Below are 16,571 nucleotides of genomic sequence, written 5' to 3' on the forward strand. Positions count from 1 at the left end.
ACCATGCAACACCACTCCCATCACGAACTTCACGGCGGCTCCTTTGGGCAATGGATCCCATTGCTGGTGCTGATAGTAGTTACTGGAGTTTACCTGTGTGGCACGGCCTCCGTTAAATCGGGGAAGGCACGTTGGAACAACTGGAGTACCATCAGCTTTCTGACGGGCATGGGCTTGTTGGGCATAGCTGTGCTACCTACCCTTATGCAATGGGCTCATCAGGACTTGCGAGGACACATGGTACAGCACCTGCTCATAGGCATGTTTGCCCCGTTGTTTCTGGTGTTAGGCGCCCCCATTACTTTAGCTTTAAAAGCTTTACCGGTAAAAGCCGCAAGGTGGATTACTTCAATCCTAAGAAGCGAGTTCTTCTATTCAATAAGCCACCCCATTACTGCTTTTGTGTTGAATATTGGAGGCATGTACCTACTCTATCTAACACCATTGTATATAGAAAGCCTCGGAAAACCGTATCTGCATTACCTGATGCATGTGCATTTCCTTCTGGCAGGCTATCTTTTTACCTGGTCCATGATAGGCCCTGATCCTGTTCCAAAACACCCAAGTTTTCTACTACGGGTTTCCGTGCTTTTTATCAGCATTGCTGCACACGCTTTCTTAAGTAAGTTCATGTACGCCTACATTTATCCGCTAAACTCTCCCCACAGTGCAGAGCAAATCAGAGAAGCAACTAAGTTGATGTATTATTGGGGCGATCTTTCTGAACTGCTGCTGATCATTGCCCTCTTTACTATCTGGTACCGCCAGCGTAAATGCTCCAGGTATAATTTAACTCCTACAGTTTCTTAGGTCTATGTAAATGCAGCTTAGTACGCTTCCATTTAGGCCTAAGCACCCCATTGAACGTCACCCATAAACTAGCCTTAATCCTGCTGCAGAAGCGGAGGGTAAAATAAAAAGGCTGCCCAGGATTTCTCCCAGGCAGCCTTTTCAGGATAAGTTTAAACCTCCTTAGAACTGATCAATGAATGAGTTCAAGGTAGCGCTTGGACGCATAGCTTCAGCCGCTTTGTCGAAGTCTGGGTGGAAGTACCCGCCTAATTCAACAGGCTTGCCTTGGGCAGCAATTTGCTCCTGTACAATCTGGGTCTCGTTCTCAGTCAAAGCTTGGGCCAAAGAAGAGAATCTGGCTTTCAGTTCCTCGTTCTTGTTTTGCTCCGCCAAGGCTTGGGCCCAGTAAAGCGCCAAATAGAAGTGGCTACCACGGTTGTCAATGCCCCCTACTTTACGGGAAGGCGACTTGTCTTTCTCCAGAAACTCAGCGTTGGCCTGGTTCAAGGTCTCAGCCAAAACTTGTGCCTTCTCGTTTTTGGTCTTATAGGCCAAATCTTCCAGAGAAACAGCCAAGGCTAAGAACTCACCCAATGAGTCCCAACGCAGGTAGTTTTCTTCCATGAACTGCTGCACGTGCTTAGGGGCAGATCCACCGGCACCGGTCTCAAACAATCCACCGCCGTCCAGAAGCGGAACGATAGAGAGCATTTTTGCGCTGGTACCTAACTCAATGATTGGGAACAAGTCAGTTAGGTAGTCACGAAGTACGTTACCCGTTACAGAGATGGTGTCCTGACCAGCAACAGCGCGCTCGCAAGAGAAGCGCATGGCTTCTACCGGAGACATGATTCTGATGTCAAGCCCGTTGGTGTCGTGGTCTTGCAGGTAACGCTCTACCTTTTGGATCAGGTTGGCGTCATGGGCTCTTTGTGGATCTAACCAGAATACGGCCGGAGCACCGGTGATGCGGGCTCTGGTCACGGCTAATTTCACCCAGTCTTGGATAGGAAGGTCTTTGGTCTGGCACATTCTCCAGATATCGCCTTCCTCTACCTGATGCTCCATTAGGGCATTGCCCGATGCATCCACTACACGAACGGTTCCGGTAGTAGTGATCTGGAAAGTCTTGTCGTGTGAACCGTACTCTTCGGCTTTCTGCGCCATCAACCCGATGTTAGGCACGGTGCCCATGGTTTTAGGGTCAAAAGCGCCGTTCTGCTTACAGAAGTCGATTACCTCTTGGTAGATGCCCGCGTAGTTGCGGTCTGGAATCATGTATTTGGTGTCGTGCAGCTTACCATCTGGTCCCCACATTTTGCCCGAAGAACGGATGGCCGCTGGCATAGACGCGTCAATGATCACGTCGTTAGGGAAGTGCAGGTTGGTGATGCCTTTGTCAGAGTCCACCATGGCAATAGCTGGTCCGTTCTGGTAAGCGGCCTGCAAGTCAGCTTCTACGGCTGCTCTCTGCTCTTCTGGTAATGACTGGATTTTGCTGTACACATCGCCCAACCCGTTGTCAGGATTCACCCCGATTTGCTTGAACAAATCAGCGTGTTTCGTGAAAACGTCTTTGAAGAACACCGTCACCGCGTGGCCGAACATAATAGGGTCAGACACCTTCATCATGGTGGCCTTTAAGTGCAGAGAAAGAAGCGCACCAGATGCTTTGGCATCCGCGATCTCTTTCTCATAGAACGCACGCAAAGCTTTTCTACTCATGCGCGAAGCATCAATCACTTCACCGGCTTTCAAAGCCAGTTTATCTTTCAAGACGGTTGTAGTTCCGTCAGCGGCCACAAACTCAATTCTTACGTCACTGGCTTGGTCTACTACTACAGACTGCTCGCTGCCGTAGAAGTCTCCGTCTGTCATGTGCGCCACGTGCGAGGTGGAATCAGCGCTCCAAGCACCCATAGAGTGCGGGTTCTTTCTGGCGTATTGTTTCACCGCATCAGCTACCCGACGGTCAGAGTTTCCTTCTCTCAGCACCGGGTTTACCGCGCTACCTAATACTTTGCCGTAACGGGCTTTGATTTCTTTTTCAGCGTCGGTTTTCGCATCGGCTGGGTAATCTGGGATGTTATAGCCTTGGGCCTGCAATTCTTTGATAGCCGAGGTCAACTGCGGAATAGAGGCACTGATGTTTGGCAATTTGATGATGTTGGCCTCAGGGGTTTTGGCTAACTCGCCCAAGTAGGCCAGATCATCGTTCTGAACCTGGTTTTCATTCAGGTGGTCAGGGAACGTGGAAAGAATACGGCCAGCCAGGGAGATGTCTCTGGTTTCTACTTCAATGTCTGCCGCTTTGGTGAAAGCTTTCACAATAGGCAGGAAAGACTGCGTGGCCAGGGCCGGAGCTTCATCTGTAATGGTATAAATGATTTTCGCGGTTTTTGTCATGTTGTTCTTTTGGTTTAAATAAAACTGCCAGAGGCCCATCTTCTTCTGAATTGCTTCTGACCTGTGCCCTGGCAGCTAACAGCAGGTTATCCTAGCAAATATAAGCGTCTTTTTAATATAGGCTAAAAATAGGCGAACCATTTGAGAAGTTAGTGCGCTGCCATTTACCCTACGTACTTTCACGCATCTTGATTAAGGCTGAGTAAGGATTAGCACCAGTTTTAAGAATATGCTGCAAATATCCATTCTTGCCGGCTACATGAGAACACGCACTAAGAGCCCTCCACGCGTATACAGCCTATGAAGACGCTAAGAAATGCATTAGGCTTACTATTCCTCTTTCTGGCAAGCTGCCAGCCTGACTCCCCCACTACTGTTTCAGAAGAAAAGGAGAGCAATGTTGCCACGAAGGAAGAACAACGCCAACAAACCGATGTACTAACCAAAGATACCCTGAACGCCTTACAGGAAGAGGTAGTCCGGAAATCACCCCAAACCACTCAGGGCAACCAAGCAGATTTTGAGGTGTTTTTCAGAAAATTTACCCAAAGCATACAAGACCAGGATGCCGAGGCGTTCAACAGCTTGATAGACCCAGCCCATGGATTGCACATCATTCAAACGCCCGGCGCGGTGCCTCATTTTACGTACCTCATTAACATTACCACTTTTCGGCGAGCCGATGCGAGTCAGCAGCCATTTTTCTCTATAAGTGAAGAAATCAAAACCTGTGACCTGGAAGAAGTAAAAACGCTCCCTACCCTCACCTGTGAAGGCGGAGATAACAACTTCAACCGGCAGGGCTGCTTTGTGGCAGAGGCCAGTACGTTCCGGAAAAGCGAGGCCTACAAATACGCCAGCTTACCCGCCGATGCCGAACTAAAAGCCGCCCAAACACAGCAACTGGTTATCAAAACGGTCTTGCACACCAGCAGCGGCTTCAGGTTTCACTTCGGGCAGATCAATGGGCAGTGGCGGGTGTTGTTTGTAGACCTTTCCGTTCCGTGCAGTGCCTGAGAAAAGCCTGCAGTATCTCTGACTTAAAGACCACCGTACGTACAACACAAACCTTCCGCTTTAGACCTGTTTTCCATAAAACAACCTTAAAGCGGCAAAGACTCAGAATTCACGACTCAAAACTACCTAACATGGCTTGGCACCAACAGCTTCCCCCACCCGATCCGCAACTGGTAAAGCAACTTACAGAGCAGCAGGAAATCTTGCGGCAACAGGTGGTGCTCCAGAAACCAGACTTTGACCTGAAACTGCTGGCCGGCTGTGACTCTTCGTTCATTGGGGAGAATATCCTGTCGGTGTTTGTGGTGCTTTCATTCCCTGAGCTGAAGCTGGTGGAAAGCGTGTGGCATTATGGGCCTGTGGAGTTGCCGTACATCCCGGGTTTTCTGGCTTTCCGCGAATCGCCTAATCTGGTTAACGCGTATCAGAAGCTACAACACGAACCTGACCTGATCATGGTAGACGGGCACGGCATCGCGCACCCGCGCCGGCTGGGTATTGCGAGTCAGTTGGGCGTGCTGCTGAACAAACCCACCATGGGTGTGGCCAAGAAAGTCCTCACGGGGAAGCACGAGGAACCGGCTTCAGAAAAAGGCAGCCTGACACCCCTCACCCACCGCGGGGAGCACATCGGGAACGTAATCCGGACCAAAGACAAAGTGAAACCAGTGTTCGTGTCGCCGGGGCATTTGATGGATATGGAAACCGCCACTTCGCTGGTGTTGCAGACAGCCCTCAAGCACAAATTACCAGAGCCCACCCGTTTAGCTGACCATTACGCTGAAGTTTACAAGAAAGAGGCGCAACAGTAACTTTCAAGGAGCTAGCCGGTTTAAATAAGACATCCACCTTACTGAACGTCAGATGCAAACAAACCAAACTGTCCTTATTACCGGTGCCTCCAGCGGCATTGGCTTTGAATTGGCCCGCTGCTTCGCCCGGGACGGCTACAAACTCCTCTTAGTCTCCCGTACGGCGGCTGATTTAGATGAATCGGCTAGAAAGCTGCAGATTGAGTTTGGCTCAGAAGTGGACATTATTCCCTGTGACCTGAGCACCCATGACGGCCCGGTGCAGTTGTATGAAGAAACCAAACGGCGCGGCTACACGGTAGACGTGCTGGTAAACGATGCGGGCTTTGGCGAATATGGCCTGTTTGTAGAAACTGATCTCCAAAAGGAACTGGGCATGATTCACCTGAACGTGCTGGCCCTGGTGCATCTCACCAAGCTATTTCTGAAAGAGATGGTTGCGCGGGATTCTGGTAAAATCATGCAGTTAGGCTCAGTGGTGTCTTTTATGCCCAACCCCTTGCAGGCCGTGTACGCTGCCACCAAAGCCTTTGTCCTCTCCTTTTCAGAAGCGCTGCAGAATGAAATTGAAGACAGCAACGTGACCATCACTATCCTCTGCCCACCAGCCACCGACACCAACTTTTTCAACGTGGCGGGCGCCGAGAACACCAAAATTGCGCAGAGCGACATTGCAGACCCAGAGCAGGTGGCCGAGGCCGGCTACAAAGGCTTACTGAACGGCGACAAACGGGTGCTGCCTACCCTGGGTGCCAAACTGAATTTCCTGTCCAGCAATCTTTTCCCAGACTCTATGCTGGCTGCCATCATCAAAACTCAGATGAAAGAGGTAAAATAACCTTTGTTTCTCCTATTCTCTTTATTGAAAGCTCAGCTGACCTGGTTAGCTGAGCTTTTTATTTATTGCTCCTTTGAAAATCAATAGTATGGCATATATTGCATATACGATACCACCACCTCAGCAACCATCGCGGAACCCGCCCCAACCGACAGGACCAGAGCAGCCATGAATCTTATCTACTTACTTTTATTGCTGGGGGTGGTGATCACAGACATCTTACTGTTCACCCACATTGCCCAGCTACTGCGAGCCCCCTCAGACACCTCGGTGGCCTTAGGAGTTTGTTTCTTTGTGGCGCTGGCCGTCGTTAATTATTTCCTCATCCGTTTTCTCTTATCTAAAATTAAAAACCAATGAACCGAAGAGTCATAACAGGTATTGTGAGTGCCCTCCTGTTTGTATTGTTAACCGTGACGCTCACCCAGTCCTGCACCCGCGTAGATGCCGGCCATGAAGGTGTTCTGGTAAAACTGTACGGCACCGGCAAAGGCGTGCAGGATGTGTCTTTGGTCACCGGCCGTGTCTGGTTTAACCCATTTACCGAAGAGGTCTACGAGTTCCCCACGTTCATTCAAACCTATGACTATGACGCGTTCACGGTCAATGCCAAAGACGGATCGGTGTTCACGGTAGACCCTACCATCTCCTTCTATGTAAAATCCGGCGCTTCTCCTATGATTTTCAAAAAGTACCGCAAAACCATTCAGGAGATCACTCAAACCACGCTGCTCAACTATGTGAAAGATGCCTTCCGGATACGGTTAAACCAGTACAGCACCGAGGAGATCATCTCCAAGCGCCAGCAGTTTGAGACCGAAGTCCAGAACACCCTGGATGGTGCCCTGCAGAAAGACGGTTTCAAACTGGAGCAGATGACCAGCGGTCTTTCTTACCCCGAGGAAATTGTACGCGCCGTGAACCTCAAGAACCGCGCGGTACAGCAAGCCATGCAGGTAGAGAATGAGTTGAAGGTAGCCGAAGCTCAAGCCCGCAAGAAAATTGTGGAAGCCCAGGCCGAGGCTGAGGCGAACAAATTGCGCCAGCTAACCCTAACACCCCTTCTGATCCAGCAGCAGTTCATAGAGAAGTGGAACGGCTCTACCCCGCTGTACGGCAACTCGCCGGTATTCTTCAAGAACATGGAGTAACCCTTCCCTACCGAGTCTCTGGAGCGTTTCAACCCATTTTCTGGAAATAACTTATAAAGCTCAGTTTTTCCTACCCTCCTCTTCAGGCAGGGTCTTAACCAAAAGCCCCGGTCTTACGTCCTTTAGCGTAAGGCCGGGGCTTTCGCGTTGGGTCTCTCAGATTTAAAACACTATGGAAACAATGAAAACCTTTTCCGCCGACACCGAAGAAGAACTTTGGCAACAGGTGGCCTATGACATGGCTAACCAGAAAGAACTTCTATCCTATTCTGCGCAGCTAACCCAAGCCGGACAACCTATTTACTTTGACATTGACATAGACCTGGGCGGCGGGTTTGAGAGTGGCTTCTCCTCCACCACGTTTATGGCTCCTGTGTTACAACCTACCTCTGTTCAGTTCGCGCTGCATGAACAAGGTTTCATTGATGAGGTAGGAAAATTCTTCGGGATGGAAGACATTGAACTGGGCTACCCCGATATTGATGCCGCGTTCATCATCAAAACCAATCAGCCAGAAACGCTAAAAACCCTTTTTGCAGATCCTACCATTCACGCCATCCTCCTCAAGCACAAAGATTGCGAGTTAAAGCTTCATGAAGAGACAGATGACACCGGTCCCGAAACAGTGCTTACCTTCAGCAAAGACGAGGCAATCCTGGACATAGCCGAATTACGAGAGGTGTATGGCATGCTATACTATATGCTGCAAAGGCTAAGCTAGTTAACTTGTGCCACTACGTTCATATAGGCATCCTCCTTTAAGACGTTTTGTCTGATTATGTTAACTAGAAACATTTTTGTTTCTGCCACTTTTTCCGAAAATCCTTCTAAAACCGCTTCGGTACCTCATTTGCTACTAACGTCGTATCAAACTTAGAAACTACTCAACGACGATATAGAGCTATGAACTTTAACAATTATACCATCAAATCGCAGGAGGCCGTGCAGAAGGCAACCGAGATTGCCGGCGGCAACCAGCAGCAGGCCATCGAGACGGGGCATTTGCTGAAGGGTATTCTGCAGACGGACGAGAACGTGACCGGTTTCTACCTGAAGAAGCTAGGGGTGAACGTAAACCAATTCAACACTCGCCTGGACGAGATTGTGAACGCCTATCCTAAAGTGAGCGGAGGCAGTCCGTATCTGGCGAATGAAGCCGCTGCTGCCTTACAGAAAGCCAATTCTTACCTGAAAGAGTTCGGGGATGAGTACATAGCCATTGAACACTTGTTGCTGGGCTTGCTGTCTGGTCGTGAGAAAGTAGCGACGCTGATGAAGGACAGCGGCATCACCGAAAAAGGCTTGAAAGCGGCCATCAAAGAATTGCGCGGTGACTCTAAAGTAACCGACCAGAACGCCGAGGCGAAATACAACTCCCTCAAGCGCTACGCCATTGACCTGAATGAGCAAGCCCGCTTGGGTAAAATCGACCCTGTGATTGGCCGTGACGAAGAGATTCGCCGTGTGCTGCAGATTCTGAGCCGTCGTACCAAAAACAACCCGATTCTGCTGGGTGAGCCGGGCGTGGGTAAAACCGCCATCGTGGAAGGCTTGGCCCAACGCATTGTGTCTGGTGACGTGCCGGAGAACCTGAAGTCCAAAACCATCATGAGCTTGGACATGGGTCTGCTGGTAGCGGGTGCCAAATACAAAGGGGAGTTTGAGGAGCGGTTGAAAGCGGTGATCAAAGAAGTGGTGGATTCTGAAGGTGACATCGTGCTCTTCATAGACGAAATCCACACGTTGATTGGCGCCGGGGCCGGTGGCGACAGCGCCATGGATGCCGCTAACCTCTTGAAACCAGCCCTGGCCCGTGGAGAGCTGCACGCTATCGGTGCCACTACGCTCAAAGAATACCAGAAGTACTTTGAGAAAGACAAGGCCATGGAGCGTCGTTTCCAAGCGGTAACGGTAGATGAGCCGAGCATCCCAGATGCCATTTCCATCCTGCGCGGTATTAAAGAGAAATACGAGCTGCACCATGGCGTGCGCATCAAAGACGATGCGATCATTGCTTCCGTGGAGTTGTCCAGCCGCTACATCTCTGACCGTTTCTTGCCTGATAAAGCCATTGACTTGATTGACGAGGCTGCTTCTAAACTGCGTATTGAGATTGACTCTTTACCGGTGGAACTGGACGAGGTACAGCGTAAAATCATGCAATTGGAGATTGAGCGCGAAGCCATCCGCCGCGAGAACGACAAAGAAAAAGAGAACCTGCTTTCCAAGGAGATCGCTGACCTGAGCGAAACCCGTGACGCCTTACGCGCCAAGTGGCAGAGCGAAAAACAGGTGATTGAAGGCATCCAGAAACAGAAAGAAGCTATTGAGCAGTATCGTCTGGAAGCCGAGCAAGCCGAGCGTGCCGGTGATTACGGTAGAGTAGCGGAGCTGCGTTACGGTAAAATCCAGGAAGCTGAAGCCAAGCTGAAAGAACTACAACAACAAGTACAGGAGCAGCAAGACGGTGACCACATGTTGCAGGAGGAAGTAACCTCTGAAGACATCGCGGAAGTGGTAGCCAAGTGGACGGGTGTACCGGTAAACAAGATGCTGCAAAGCGACCGCGAGAAACTGTTACACTTGGAAGAAGAACTGGGCCGCCGTGTAGCTGGTCAGGAAGAAGCCATTGCCGCTATTTCTGATGCCGTGCGCCGCAGCCGGGCTGGTCTGCAAGACCCTAAACGCCCTATCGGTTCGTTTATCTTCCTGGGTACAACCGGGGTGGGTAAAACCGAGCTCGCCAAAGCCTTGGCCGACTTCCTGTTCAACGACGAGAACGCCATGGTACGCATTGACATGAGTGAGTACCAGGAGCGTCATGCCGTGAGCCGTCTGGTGGGAGCACCTCCAGGATATGTGGGTTACGATGAAGGTGGTCAGCTGACCGAAGCCGTTCGCCGGAAGCCGTACTCAGTGATTTTGCTGGACGAGATTGAGAAAGCACACCCAGATGTGTTCAACATCTTGTTGCAAGTGCTGGATGATGGCCGTTTGACTGATAACAAAGGTCGCGTGGCGAACTTCAAGAACACCATCATCATCATGACGTCTAACATTGGCGCGCACATCATCCAGGAAAACTTCCAGGATCTGGACGAGCTGAACCCAGAGCCCACCATTGACCGGACCCGTGACGAGGTGTTTGAGGTGTTGAAGAAAACGCTTCGACCTGAGTTCCTGAACCGGATTGATGAGCTGATCATGTTCCGTCCGTTGAGCTCAAGAGAGATTCGGAAGATTGTGGACATCCAGTTCCGTCACATCCAGGAACGCCTGGAAGACACCGGCATCCGTCTGGAAGCCACCGACGAGGTGCTGGACTTCCTGGGTCACGAAGGCTACGATCCGCAGTTCGGTGCCCGTCCGTTGAAGCGTGTGCTGCAACGCCGCATCCTGAACGAGCTTTCCAAAGCCATCTTGTCTGGTGACATCCGGAAAGACGCGGTAGTAGAAGCAGTACTGCATGACGGTGAGATCAAGTTCGTGAACATCGACATTGATCTGCCGGTAGGAAGATAAGCGCTTTTTAAAATTGAAGTGTAGGCGCCGGAGTTCTTCTCCGGCGCCTTTTTTTATGCCTTTCTAATTGAACTAGCTGCTTTGTTTCAGGGCCTTTTTCAGAAAAAAGAAGCCAAGAATCAATAGTCAATACCATCAATCTCTGCAGATTTAACCATGCCGCCTTCCATCGCTGGCGCGAGCGTCCCGCTCGTGTCCGCACGCATTCCGAATCTCTTTTGATTAAGCTCATGAGAGTACCTCTATGGCGCGGAAGTAACTTCCGCGCCATAGCAACAGTCCCTCCCCAATTTGTCATCTTGGAAAGACCTTGTGGGCGAACTAGAAAGACAGGAGAGCATGTGATATTTCTGTTCGCTCCCAAGATCCTTTCAGGATGACAAATAAGTAGGAGTATACAGCAATGCGTGCGGACACGAGCGGGACGCTCGCGCCAGCGATGGAGGTCACCAGATTTTCGCCTTTCAGCATCCTCTCCAAAGTAGCTTCTGCAGATAGGTTTCTTTCATTTTTGACCTGCTTTTCAGAAAACACACCAAAAGAGATCATACCCCATATAGGCTCAACTCTAAGCCTTCCTCCAGCCGGGCCTCCTTGTGAAAGTGACAGGTTTTTACAAAATTGTCAGCTATTTCATTTTCAGTAATACCCGTTTCTGTGTCTTCAGTCTTTTTTACGTATCTTCAAGTAGGCTTTCATCACATCTTCAATCTAGAGGCATATGACCACATGGTGTTTGTTTTGGCCATGTGTGCGGTGTACTCTGGCAGCGAGTGGCGGCGGATTTTAGCGTTGGTGACCAGTTTTACCATTGGGCACTCTATCACGCTGGCGCTGTCTACGTTAGATGTGATAAAGTTTAATACCAGCCTCATAGAATTACTCATTCCGGTTACCATTCTGCTCACATGCGTGTACAATTTCACCCAATTGAACACCACCAAGCGGAAGGGCAACTATCTATGGTCTTGGAACAACCTGTTTGCCGTTGCTTTCGGGCTGATCCATGGCATGGGGTTTTCTAACTACCTGAAATCGCTGCTGGGAAAAGGCCAGAACATTGTGCTGGAGTTATTGGCGTTTAATCTGGGCATTGAATTAGGGCAGTTACTGATCGTCTTTTTGGTGCTGGTAATCAACTTTCTTTTGGTCAGAGGTTTATCTGTGAAGAAGAGGGATTGGGTTTTGGGGGTAAGCAGCGCGGCCGGAGCCATTGCCCTTATGTTGATTCTGGCGCAGGATTTATCGGCTATTTTTTGAAAAACAGGCGAAGAACGCTGTTCCGCCGCCATCTAGTAACAGGAATCCATGTTGGCTGAGTCGTATCGTGTGTTAGGGGTCCCTTTTGGTGCTGAAATGCCCCAGATCAGGCATGCCTACCGACAGTTGGTGCTGCAGTACCACCCAGACCGAAACCAGGACCCAGGAGCGCATGTCATGTTTTTACAGGTGCAGTCGGCGTACGAGTATCTGCAGCGGTTTCAGGAACTGGCTACCATGCCTTCCTTCTCTTCTACCGCGCCTCCCCCACCCGCAGCTAACCCCCCCACCGATTGGGAAAGGTATGAGTTTGTTTATGACCCTCCCGCCGATCCCAAGGAGTATGTAGCCTGGGCGGCCGTAGCACGGGAAAGGGCAAGAAGGCAGAAAGAAAAAGACCATGCCGCCTACGTACAGCGCACCCTGGCCATGAAGAAGAAGTGGTGGTACTCCCTGGCCCGTTATAGCAGCTATGTAGTGCTGGTATTGGGCATGCTAGCTGGTGTTGCCTTCATTCTTACTCCGGGGCTTTTCCTGCTTCGGGGCGAGGTCAAACCTGTATTCTTAGGCATTATCATGATTCCTATGGGGGTCAAGATGATTAGAGTGATGCGTGATTTCCGGCAGGACATCCGGAAGCATTTCGGGGAAGACCTATCAGAACCATCAACCTAAGTCCTGCCTCATTTTTTTGTTTGCTCAGAATTAACCAATTTGCTTTTTATACCTACCAAACACCTTCAACCTTACCTAATGAAACAGTTCTTACTCGCCTCTGGCCTGCTCCTGAGTTTGGCAGCACCAGTATTGGCGCAGGAAAACATTGACAAGTCCAAGTTCAGGCAACTGGCCCAGGAACTTCCCACCCCCAACGAGTACCGCTCCGCCTCTGGAGCCCCTGGTCACGCCTACTGGCAGCAGCGCGCCGATTACAACATCAAAGCCGAATTGAACGATGACAACCAATCGCTCACCGGTTCAGAGACAATTACCTATACCAACCTTTCTCCTGATGTTTTAACTTACCTGTGGGTACAGTTAGACCAGAACATCTTTGAGAAGAACTCCATGACCAATCTTACCCAAACCAACAGGGTGCCAGACAAGCCAACGTTTGGCGTGGCCGAGGCATTGGCGGAGCAGACTTTTGAGGGTGGTTATAAAATAAAATCGGTGAAAGATGCGAATGGCAAAGCCCTGCCGTATGTCATCAACTTTACCATGATGCGCATTGACTTGCCGCAACCTTTGAAGCCAAAGCAAAGCGTGAAGTTCAGCATTGACTGGTCTAACAACATCAACGACCAGAAAAAGCAAGGTGGCCGTGGAGGTTACGAGTTCTTCCCTGAAGACGGCAATTATGAATACCAGATGGCCCAGTGGTTCCCGCGCATGGCTGTCTATGACGATGTAAATGGCTGGCAACACAAGCAGTTCTTGGGCACGGGTGAGTTCGCCTTGCCATTTGGAGACTACAAGGTAAGCTTGACCGTTCCGTCTGACCATGTGGTGGCCTCTACCGGCGAATTACAGAACATGGACGTGCTAACCAGCACCCAACGCAACCGTTTGGCCCAAGCTAAAAAAGCCAACAAGCCGGTGTTGATTGTGACACCAGAGGAAGCGTTAAGAGCCGAGAAAAACAAAGCCAAAGGCAAAAAGACCTGGACCTTTGTGGCCAAAGATGTGCGTGACTTCGCGTGGGCCTCTTCCCGCAAGTTCATCTGGGATGCCATGAACGTGAACTACGCCGACAAAAACACGCTGGCCATGAGCTTTTACCCTAAAGAAGGCAACCCATTGTGGGGCCAGTATTCTACCGAGGTAGTGGCACATACCATCAGAACATACTCTAAGTACACCATTGACTATCCGTACCCGGTAGCTATTTCTGTGCACGGTGCCGTGGGCGGAATGGAGTACCCGATGATTTCGTTCAACGGCGGTCGTCCGGAGAAGGACGGTTCTTATACTGAGCGCACCAAATACGGCATGATCTCCGTGATTATCCACGAAGTGGGTCACAACTTCTTCCCGATGATCATCAACTCAGATGAGCGCCAATGGACCTGGATGGACGAAGGTTTGAACTCATTTGTGCAGTTCCTGTCTGAGCAGGAGTGGCAACGCGATTACCCGTCCAGACGGGGTGAGCCCAGAAACATGGTAGAATACATGAAGATGGACAAGAGCCTGCAGCAGCCTATCATGACCAACTCTGAGTCTATCACACAATTAGGCAACAACGCATACGGTAAACCAGCTACGGCATTGAACATTCTGCGCGAGACGGTACTAGGCCGTGAACTGTTTGATTATGCATTCAAAGAATACGCTCGTCGCTGGGCCTTCAAACACCCAATGCCAGCAGATTTCTTCCGCACCATGGAAGATGCCTCAGGTACAGATCTGGACTGGTTCTGGAGAGGCTGGTTTTACACCACAGATCACGTTGACCAGGAATTAACCGGCGTCAAATGGTACTCGGTAGATACCCGCAATCCTCAGGTAGAAAACACCAAACGTCGGGCCGAAATCAATGCTGCCCCGAAGAGCTTGTCGCAACAACGCAATCTAAAAGACATCCCTAAAACTTTGGTAGATGTAAAGCCTGAACTGAACGATTTCTACAATACCTATGACCCGCTGGCAGTGACTGAGGAAAGCAAAGCACAGTACCAGAAGTACCTGCAGGCTTTGGCTCCGGAAGAGCGTGCCATGCTGGAGAAAGGCCTTAATTTCTACGAAGTGGGCATCAAGAACAACGGAGGCTTGGTAATGCCAGTGGTGATGCAAATGAATTTCCAGGACGGCACAAACCAAATCGTTCGCATCCCCGCGGAGATCTGGCGGTACAACGACCAGGAAGTCACCAAGGTGTTTGTAACGGAGAAGCCGGTGGCAAGCTTCGTACTGGACCCTTTCCAGGAAACCGCTGACATTGACATGAACAACAACTCGTATCCGCAACGTCCGCAGCCAAGCCGCTTTGAACTGTTCAAAGAACAACCGCGGGGCATCACCCCTAACCCACTGCAACAGCAGATGCAACGCCAAGGCACTACTCGTCCTGGCGGAAACTAAGCTAGTTTTAGGCCTGTTTTCTAAATCAGAACTTAAACCATGGCTGCAGAAAAGCCCTTCCTTTGAATAAGAGGAAGGGCTTTTCTTTTCATCCTTTGGCAAACCTGTTGAACTGCTACCTTTTTAAAAGATGAGCAACATACAATTATAGATAACCCTGCTCCAAGGCTGATGTTTAATTAAGCTTATCCAAGCTGTTTGAGGAACTGTTTACCTTGATTGAAGAAATGAAAAGGTAGGCTAAGTAACTTGGAAGGAAACTTCTGTTTAGGAGCTCTTTCAGCAAAACTCAGTAGAAATCTATAGAGCAGAGGTTTGAAAAGCTGGTCTGATCTTAAGCTTAAAATTATAAATGAGCACATATAAAAAGAGGCTACCAGAATCTGGAAGCCTCTTTTTGTAAAGTGAGTTATTAACTTTATTCTTTTTTGAAGTCTCCGTTCTTGATGGCTTTAATGACCTGGTACCATTTGATTGGGTCAAGAAGCGGGTTGGTAGCCCCTGGGTTATAACCGCCCCGGCGTAGTTGCTGCTGGTTTTGCAGGTTCATGTAAGTGCGGTGGTTAGAGTTCGCATCCATGGGTGTATTCCGGAACATCTGGTCCAGAATCTGCTGACTCATGGCATTCTCGCGGTCAATGTCGCCAACTGGAGACTTCATGGCCAACACTGCCTGGGTGAAGTCGCGGAAAGTGGCATATGGGAAAACCCGGATTTCAGGAAGCATGGTAGGATCTTCCAACATCTCTATAATGATAGAATAGCTGTCTTTTTCAAAACGCTCAGGAATTACCAGCGACTGTTTTGCGTAACCCAATGAACTGAAGACTACGCTATCTCCGGCCAGTACTGGAATTGAGAAAAAACCATACTCGTTGGTGTTGGTGCCCCTACCGGCTTTGGGGATGTACACGCTTGCTCCGGGTATCCCTAAAAGGCTATCTCCAGCCGTTACAACCCCGGTTAATTGGATTACTTTTTTGGCTCCCTGTCCGTGTGCAGAAGAAAGACTAATCCCTGTCACAAGTAAAAGCGCAAAGAACAGGCGTCCTAAAACAGCCCAGTGGCGTGAATTAGGAGGAGAATACTTAAAATATAGCGTAGTCATGGGTAAGTTCGTTTACAAGTATAGGCTTTTTATGGTACTTTGTGCTGTAGAGCTTTAAATAATTTTTACGACGAGATACTCCATGAGGCTCAAAAATTTTAACGTCAGTTTTGGGGAACAAGTATTCAAAGCCATGAGTGATGTCTCCAGAATAAGGGTCCTTAACCTTCTAATGCGCAACAAAGAACTCTGCATTGCTGACTTGGAACTGGTACTGGATTTTACGCAAACAAAAACCTCACGTCACCTGATTTACCTTAAAAACACTGGCTTGGTAACTTTCCGAAAGCAGGACCAATGGGCGTTTTACTACATCAAAGATGAAATGCTGGATTTCCTGCAACAGATGTTTGGGTATTTGGAAAAAGACCAGTTGCTGCAAAAAGACCAGGAAGTATACCAAACCCTGTTCTCGAATCGTGAACTAGCTATCAACCGACTTCAGCAGCGTCACTTCACAGGATTGTAACAATGCTAAATATTGTCAAATCAAATTGCCTGAGTAGACGTAAGTAACGTCTTCATATAGCTCTATCTTCCGTAGCTAACCACAGTGCATTGAAGGAAGCCCTACAAAATAT

The 16,571-nt window shown here is 49.5% G+C and carries 14 protein-coding genes; 12 read left to right on the top strand and 2 right to left on the bottom strand.

Going from position 1 to position 16,571, the window contains the following annotated elements:
• Positions 1–3 precede the first annotated feature (3 nt).
• Positions 4–810 carry a cytochrome c oxidase assembly protein gene (locus DC20_RS05080; RefSeq protein ID WP_062542838.1) on the top strand — a complete coding sequence of 269 codons (807 nt, stop codon included), beginning with the start codon at positions 4–6 and terminating at the stop codon, positions 808–810.
• A gap of 162 nt (positions 811–972) precedes the next feature.
• Here the strand turns inward: DC20_RS05080 and DC20_RS05085 are convergent, their stop codons facing one another.
• A complete protein-coding gene (locus DC20_RS05085) occupies positions 973–3,198 on the bottom strand; it encodes an NADP-dependent isocitrate dehydrogenase (RefSeq protein ID WP_062545809.1) in 2,226 nt (741 codons plus the stop codon).
• A gap of 300 nt (positions 3,199–3,498) precedes the next feature.
• On the opposite strand from DC20_RS05085, the gene DC20_RS05090 reads away from it, so the two are divergent.
• The 10 genes from DC20_RS05090 (at position 3,499) to DC20_RS05140 (ending at position 14,882) form a co-directional block, all read left to right on the top strand.
• Entirely contained in the window at positions 3,499–4,215 is a 717-nt protein-coding gene (locus DC20_RS05090) for a hypothetical protein (RefSeq protein WP_062542839.1), read from the top strand.
• Positions 4,216–4,346: 131 nt separating this feature from the next.
• Positions 4,347–5,027 carry a deoxyribonuclease V gene (gene nfi, locus DC20_RS05095; protein WP_062542840.1) on the top strand — a complete coding sequence of 227 codons (681 nt, stop codon included), beginning with the start codon at positions 4,347–4,349 and terminating at the stop codon, positions 5,025–5,027.
• 52 nt (positions 5,028–5,079) lie between these two features.
• Complete coding sequence (locus DC20_RS05100; protein WP_062542841.1) at positions 5,080–5,865, top strand: SDR family NAD(P)-dependent oxidoreductase; 786 nt, start codon at positions 5,080–5,082, stop codon at positions 5,863–5,865.
• A gap of 168 nt (positions 5,866–6,033) precedes the next feature.
• The gene (locus DC20_RS05105; protein WP_062542842.1) at positions 6,034–6,225 is read left to right on the top strand and encodes a hypothetical protein; all 192 of its coding nucleotides are present in this window, start codon (positions 6,034–6,036) and stop codon (positions 6,223–6,225) included.
• A complete protein-coding gene (locus DC20_RS05110; RefSeq protein WP_062542843.1) occupies positions 6,222–7,016 on the top strand; it encodes a prohibitin family protein in 795 nt (264 codons plus the stop codon). The genes DC20_RS05105 and DC20_RS05110 overlap by 4 nt, the downstream gene beginning before the upstream one ends.
• Positions 7,017–7,188: 172 nt before the next feature.
• Positions 7,189–7,737, top strand: coding sequence for a hypothetical protein (locus tag DC20_RS05115; RefSeq protein WP_071885381.1), 549 nt, complete (start codon positions 7,189–7,191; stop codon positions 7,735–7,737).
• 182 nt (positions 7,738–7,919) lie between these two features.
• Positions 7,920–10,538, top strand: coding sequence for an ATP-dependent chaperone ClpB (gene clpB / locus DC20_RS05120; RefSeq protein ID WP_062542845.1), 2,619 nt, complete (start codon positions 7,920–7,922; stop codon positions 10,536–10,538).
• A 657-nt stretch (positions 10,539–11,195) separates the two neighbouring features.
• Positions 11,196–11,798, top strand: a complete 603-nt coding sequence (locus tag DC20_RS05130) for a HupE/UreJ family protein (RefSeq protein ID WP_062545810.1) — start codon at positions 11,196–11,198, stop codon at positions 11,796–11,798.
• 48 nt (positions 11,799–11,846) lie between these two features.
• The gene (locus DC20_RS05135; RefSeq protein ID WP_062542847.1) at positions 11,847–12,473 is read left to right on the top strand and encodes a J domain-containing protein; all 627 of its coding nucleotides are present in this window, start codon (positions 11,847–11,849) and stop codon (positions 12,471–12,473) included.
• Between the two features lie 78 nt (positions 12,474–12,551).
• The gene (locus DC20_RS05140; protein WP_062542848.1) at positions 12,552–14,882 is read left to right on the top strand and encodes a M1 family metallopeptidase; all 2,331 of its coding nucleotides are present in this window, start codon (positions 12,552–12,554) and stop codon (positions 14,880–14,882) included.
• A 418-nt stretch (positions 14,883–15,300) separates the two neighbouring features.
• On the opposite strand, the gene DC20_RS05145 is transcribed toward DC20_RS05140, so the two are convergent.
• Positions 15,301–15,990 (bottom strand): carboxypeptidase-like regulatory domain-containing protein, encoded by a 690-nt coding sequence (locus DC20_RS05145; protein WP_062542849.1) that lies wholly within the window; start codon positions 15,988–15,990, stop codon positions 15,301–15,303.
• Between the two features lie 82 nt (positions 15,991–16,072).
• Here DC20_RS05145 and DC20_RS05150 point away from each other — a divergent pair, with 82 nt between their 5' ends.
• Complete coding sequence (locus DC20_RS05150) at positions 16,073–16,459, top strand: ArsR/SmtB family transcription factor (protein ID WP_062542850.1); 387 nt, start codon at positions 16,073–16,075, stop codon at positions 16,457–16,459.
• Positions 16,460–16,571 lie beyond the last annotated feature (112 nt).

Origin of the sequence: Rufibacter tibetensis (assembly GCF_001310085.1) — a bacterium.
GTDB lineage: Bacteria > Bacteroidota > Bacteroidia > Cytophagales > Hymenobacteraceae > Nibribacter > Nibribacter tibetensis.

Excerpts from the sequence above, each read along its gene's own strand:
- DC20_RS05115 (WP_071885381.1), top strand. The coding sequence starts at position 7,189 with ATGGAAACAATGAAAACCTTTTCCGCCGACACCGAAGAAGAACTTTGG.
- DC20_RS05085 (WP_062545809.1), bottom strand. The coding sequence starts at position 3,198 with ATGACAAAAACCGCGAAAATCATTTATACCATTACAGATGAAGCTCCG.
- DC20_RS05105 (WP_062542842.1), top strand. The coding sequence starts at position 6,034 with ATGAATCTTATCTACTTACTTTTATTGCTGGGGGTGGTGATCACAGAC.
- DC20_RS05100 (WP_062542841.1), top strand. The coding sequence starts at position 5,080 with ATGCAAACAAACCAAACTGTCCTTATTACCGGTGCCTCCAGCGGCATT.
- DC20_RS05090 (WP_062542839.1), top strand. The coding sequence starts at position 3,499 with ATGAAGACGCTAAGAAATGCATTAGGCTTACTATTCCTCTTTCTGGCA.
- DC20_RS05080 (WP_062542838.1), top strand. The coding sequence starts at position 4 with ATGCAACACCACTCCCATCACGAACTTCACGGCGGCTCCTTTGGGCAA.
- DC20_RS05110 (WP_062542843.1), top strand. The coding sequence starts at position 6,222 with ATGAACCGAAGAGTCATAACAGGTATTGTGAGTGCCCTCCTGTTTGTA.
- DC20_RS05135 (WP_062542847.1), top strand. The coding sequence starts at position 11,847 with ATGTTGGCTGAGTCGTATCGTGTGTTAGGGGTCCCTTTTGGTGCTGAA.
- nfi (WP_062542840.1), top strand. The coding sequence starts at position 4,347 with ATGGCTTGGCACCAACAGCTTCCCCCACCCGATCCGCAACTGGTAAAG.
- DC20_RS05145 (WP_062542849.1), bottom strand. The coding sequence starts at position 15,990 with ATGACTACGCTATATTTTAAGTATTCTCCTCCTAATTCACGCCACTGG.
- DC20_RS05150 (WP_062542850.1), top strand. The coding sequence starts at position 16,073 with ATGAGGCTCAAAAATTTTAACGTCAGTTTTGGGGAACAAGTATTCAAA.
- clpB (WP_062542845.1), top strand. The coding sequence starts at position 7,920 with ATGAACTTTAACAATTATACCATCAAATCGCAGGAGGCCGTGCAGAAG.
- DC20_RS05140 (WP_062542848.1), top strand. The coding sequence starts at position 12,552 with ATGAAACAGTTCTTACTCGCCTCTGGCCTGCTCCTGAGTTTGGCAGCA.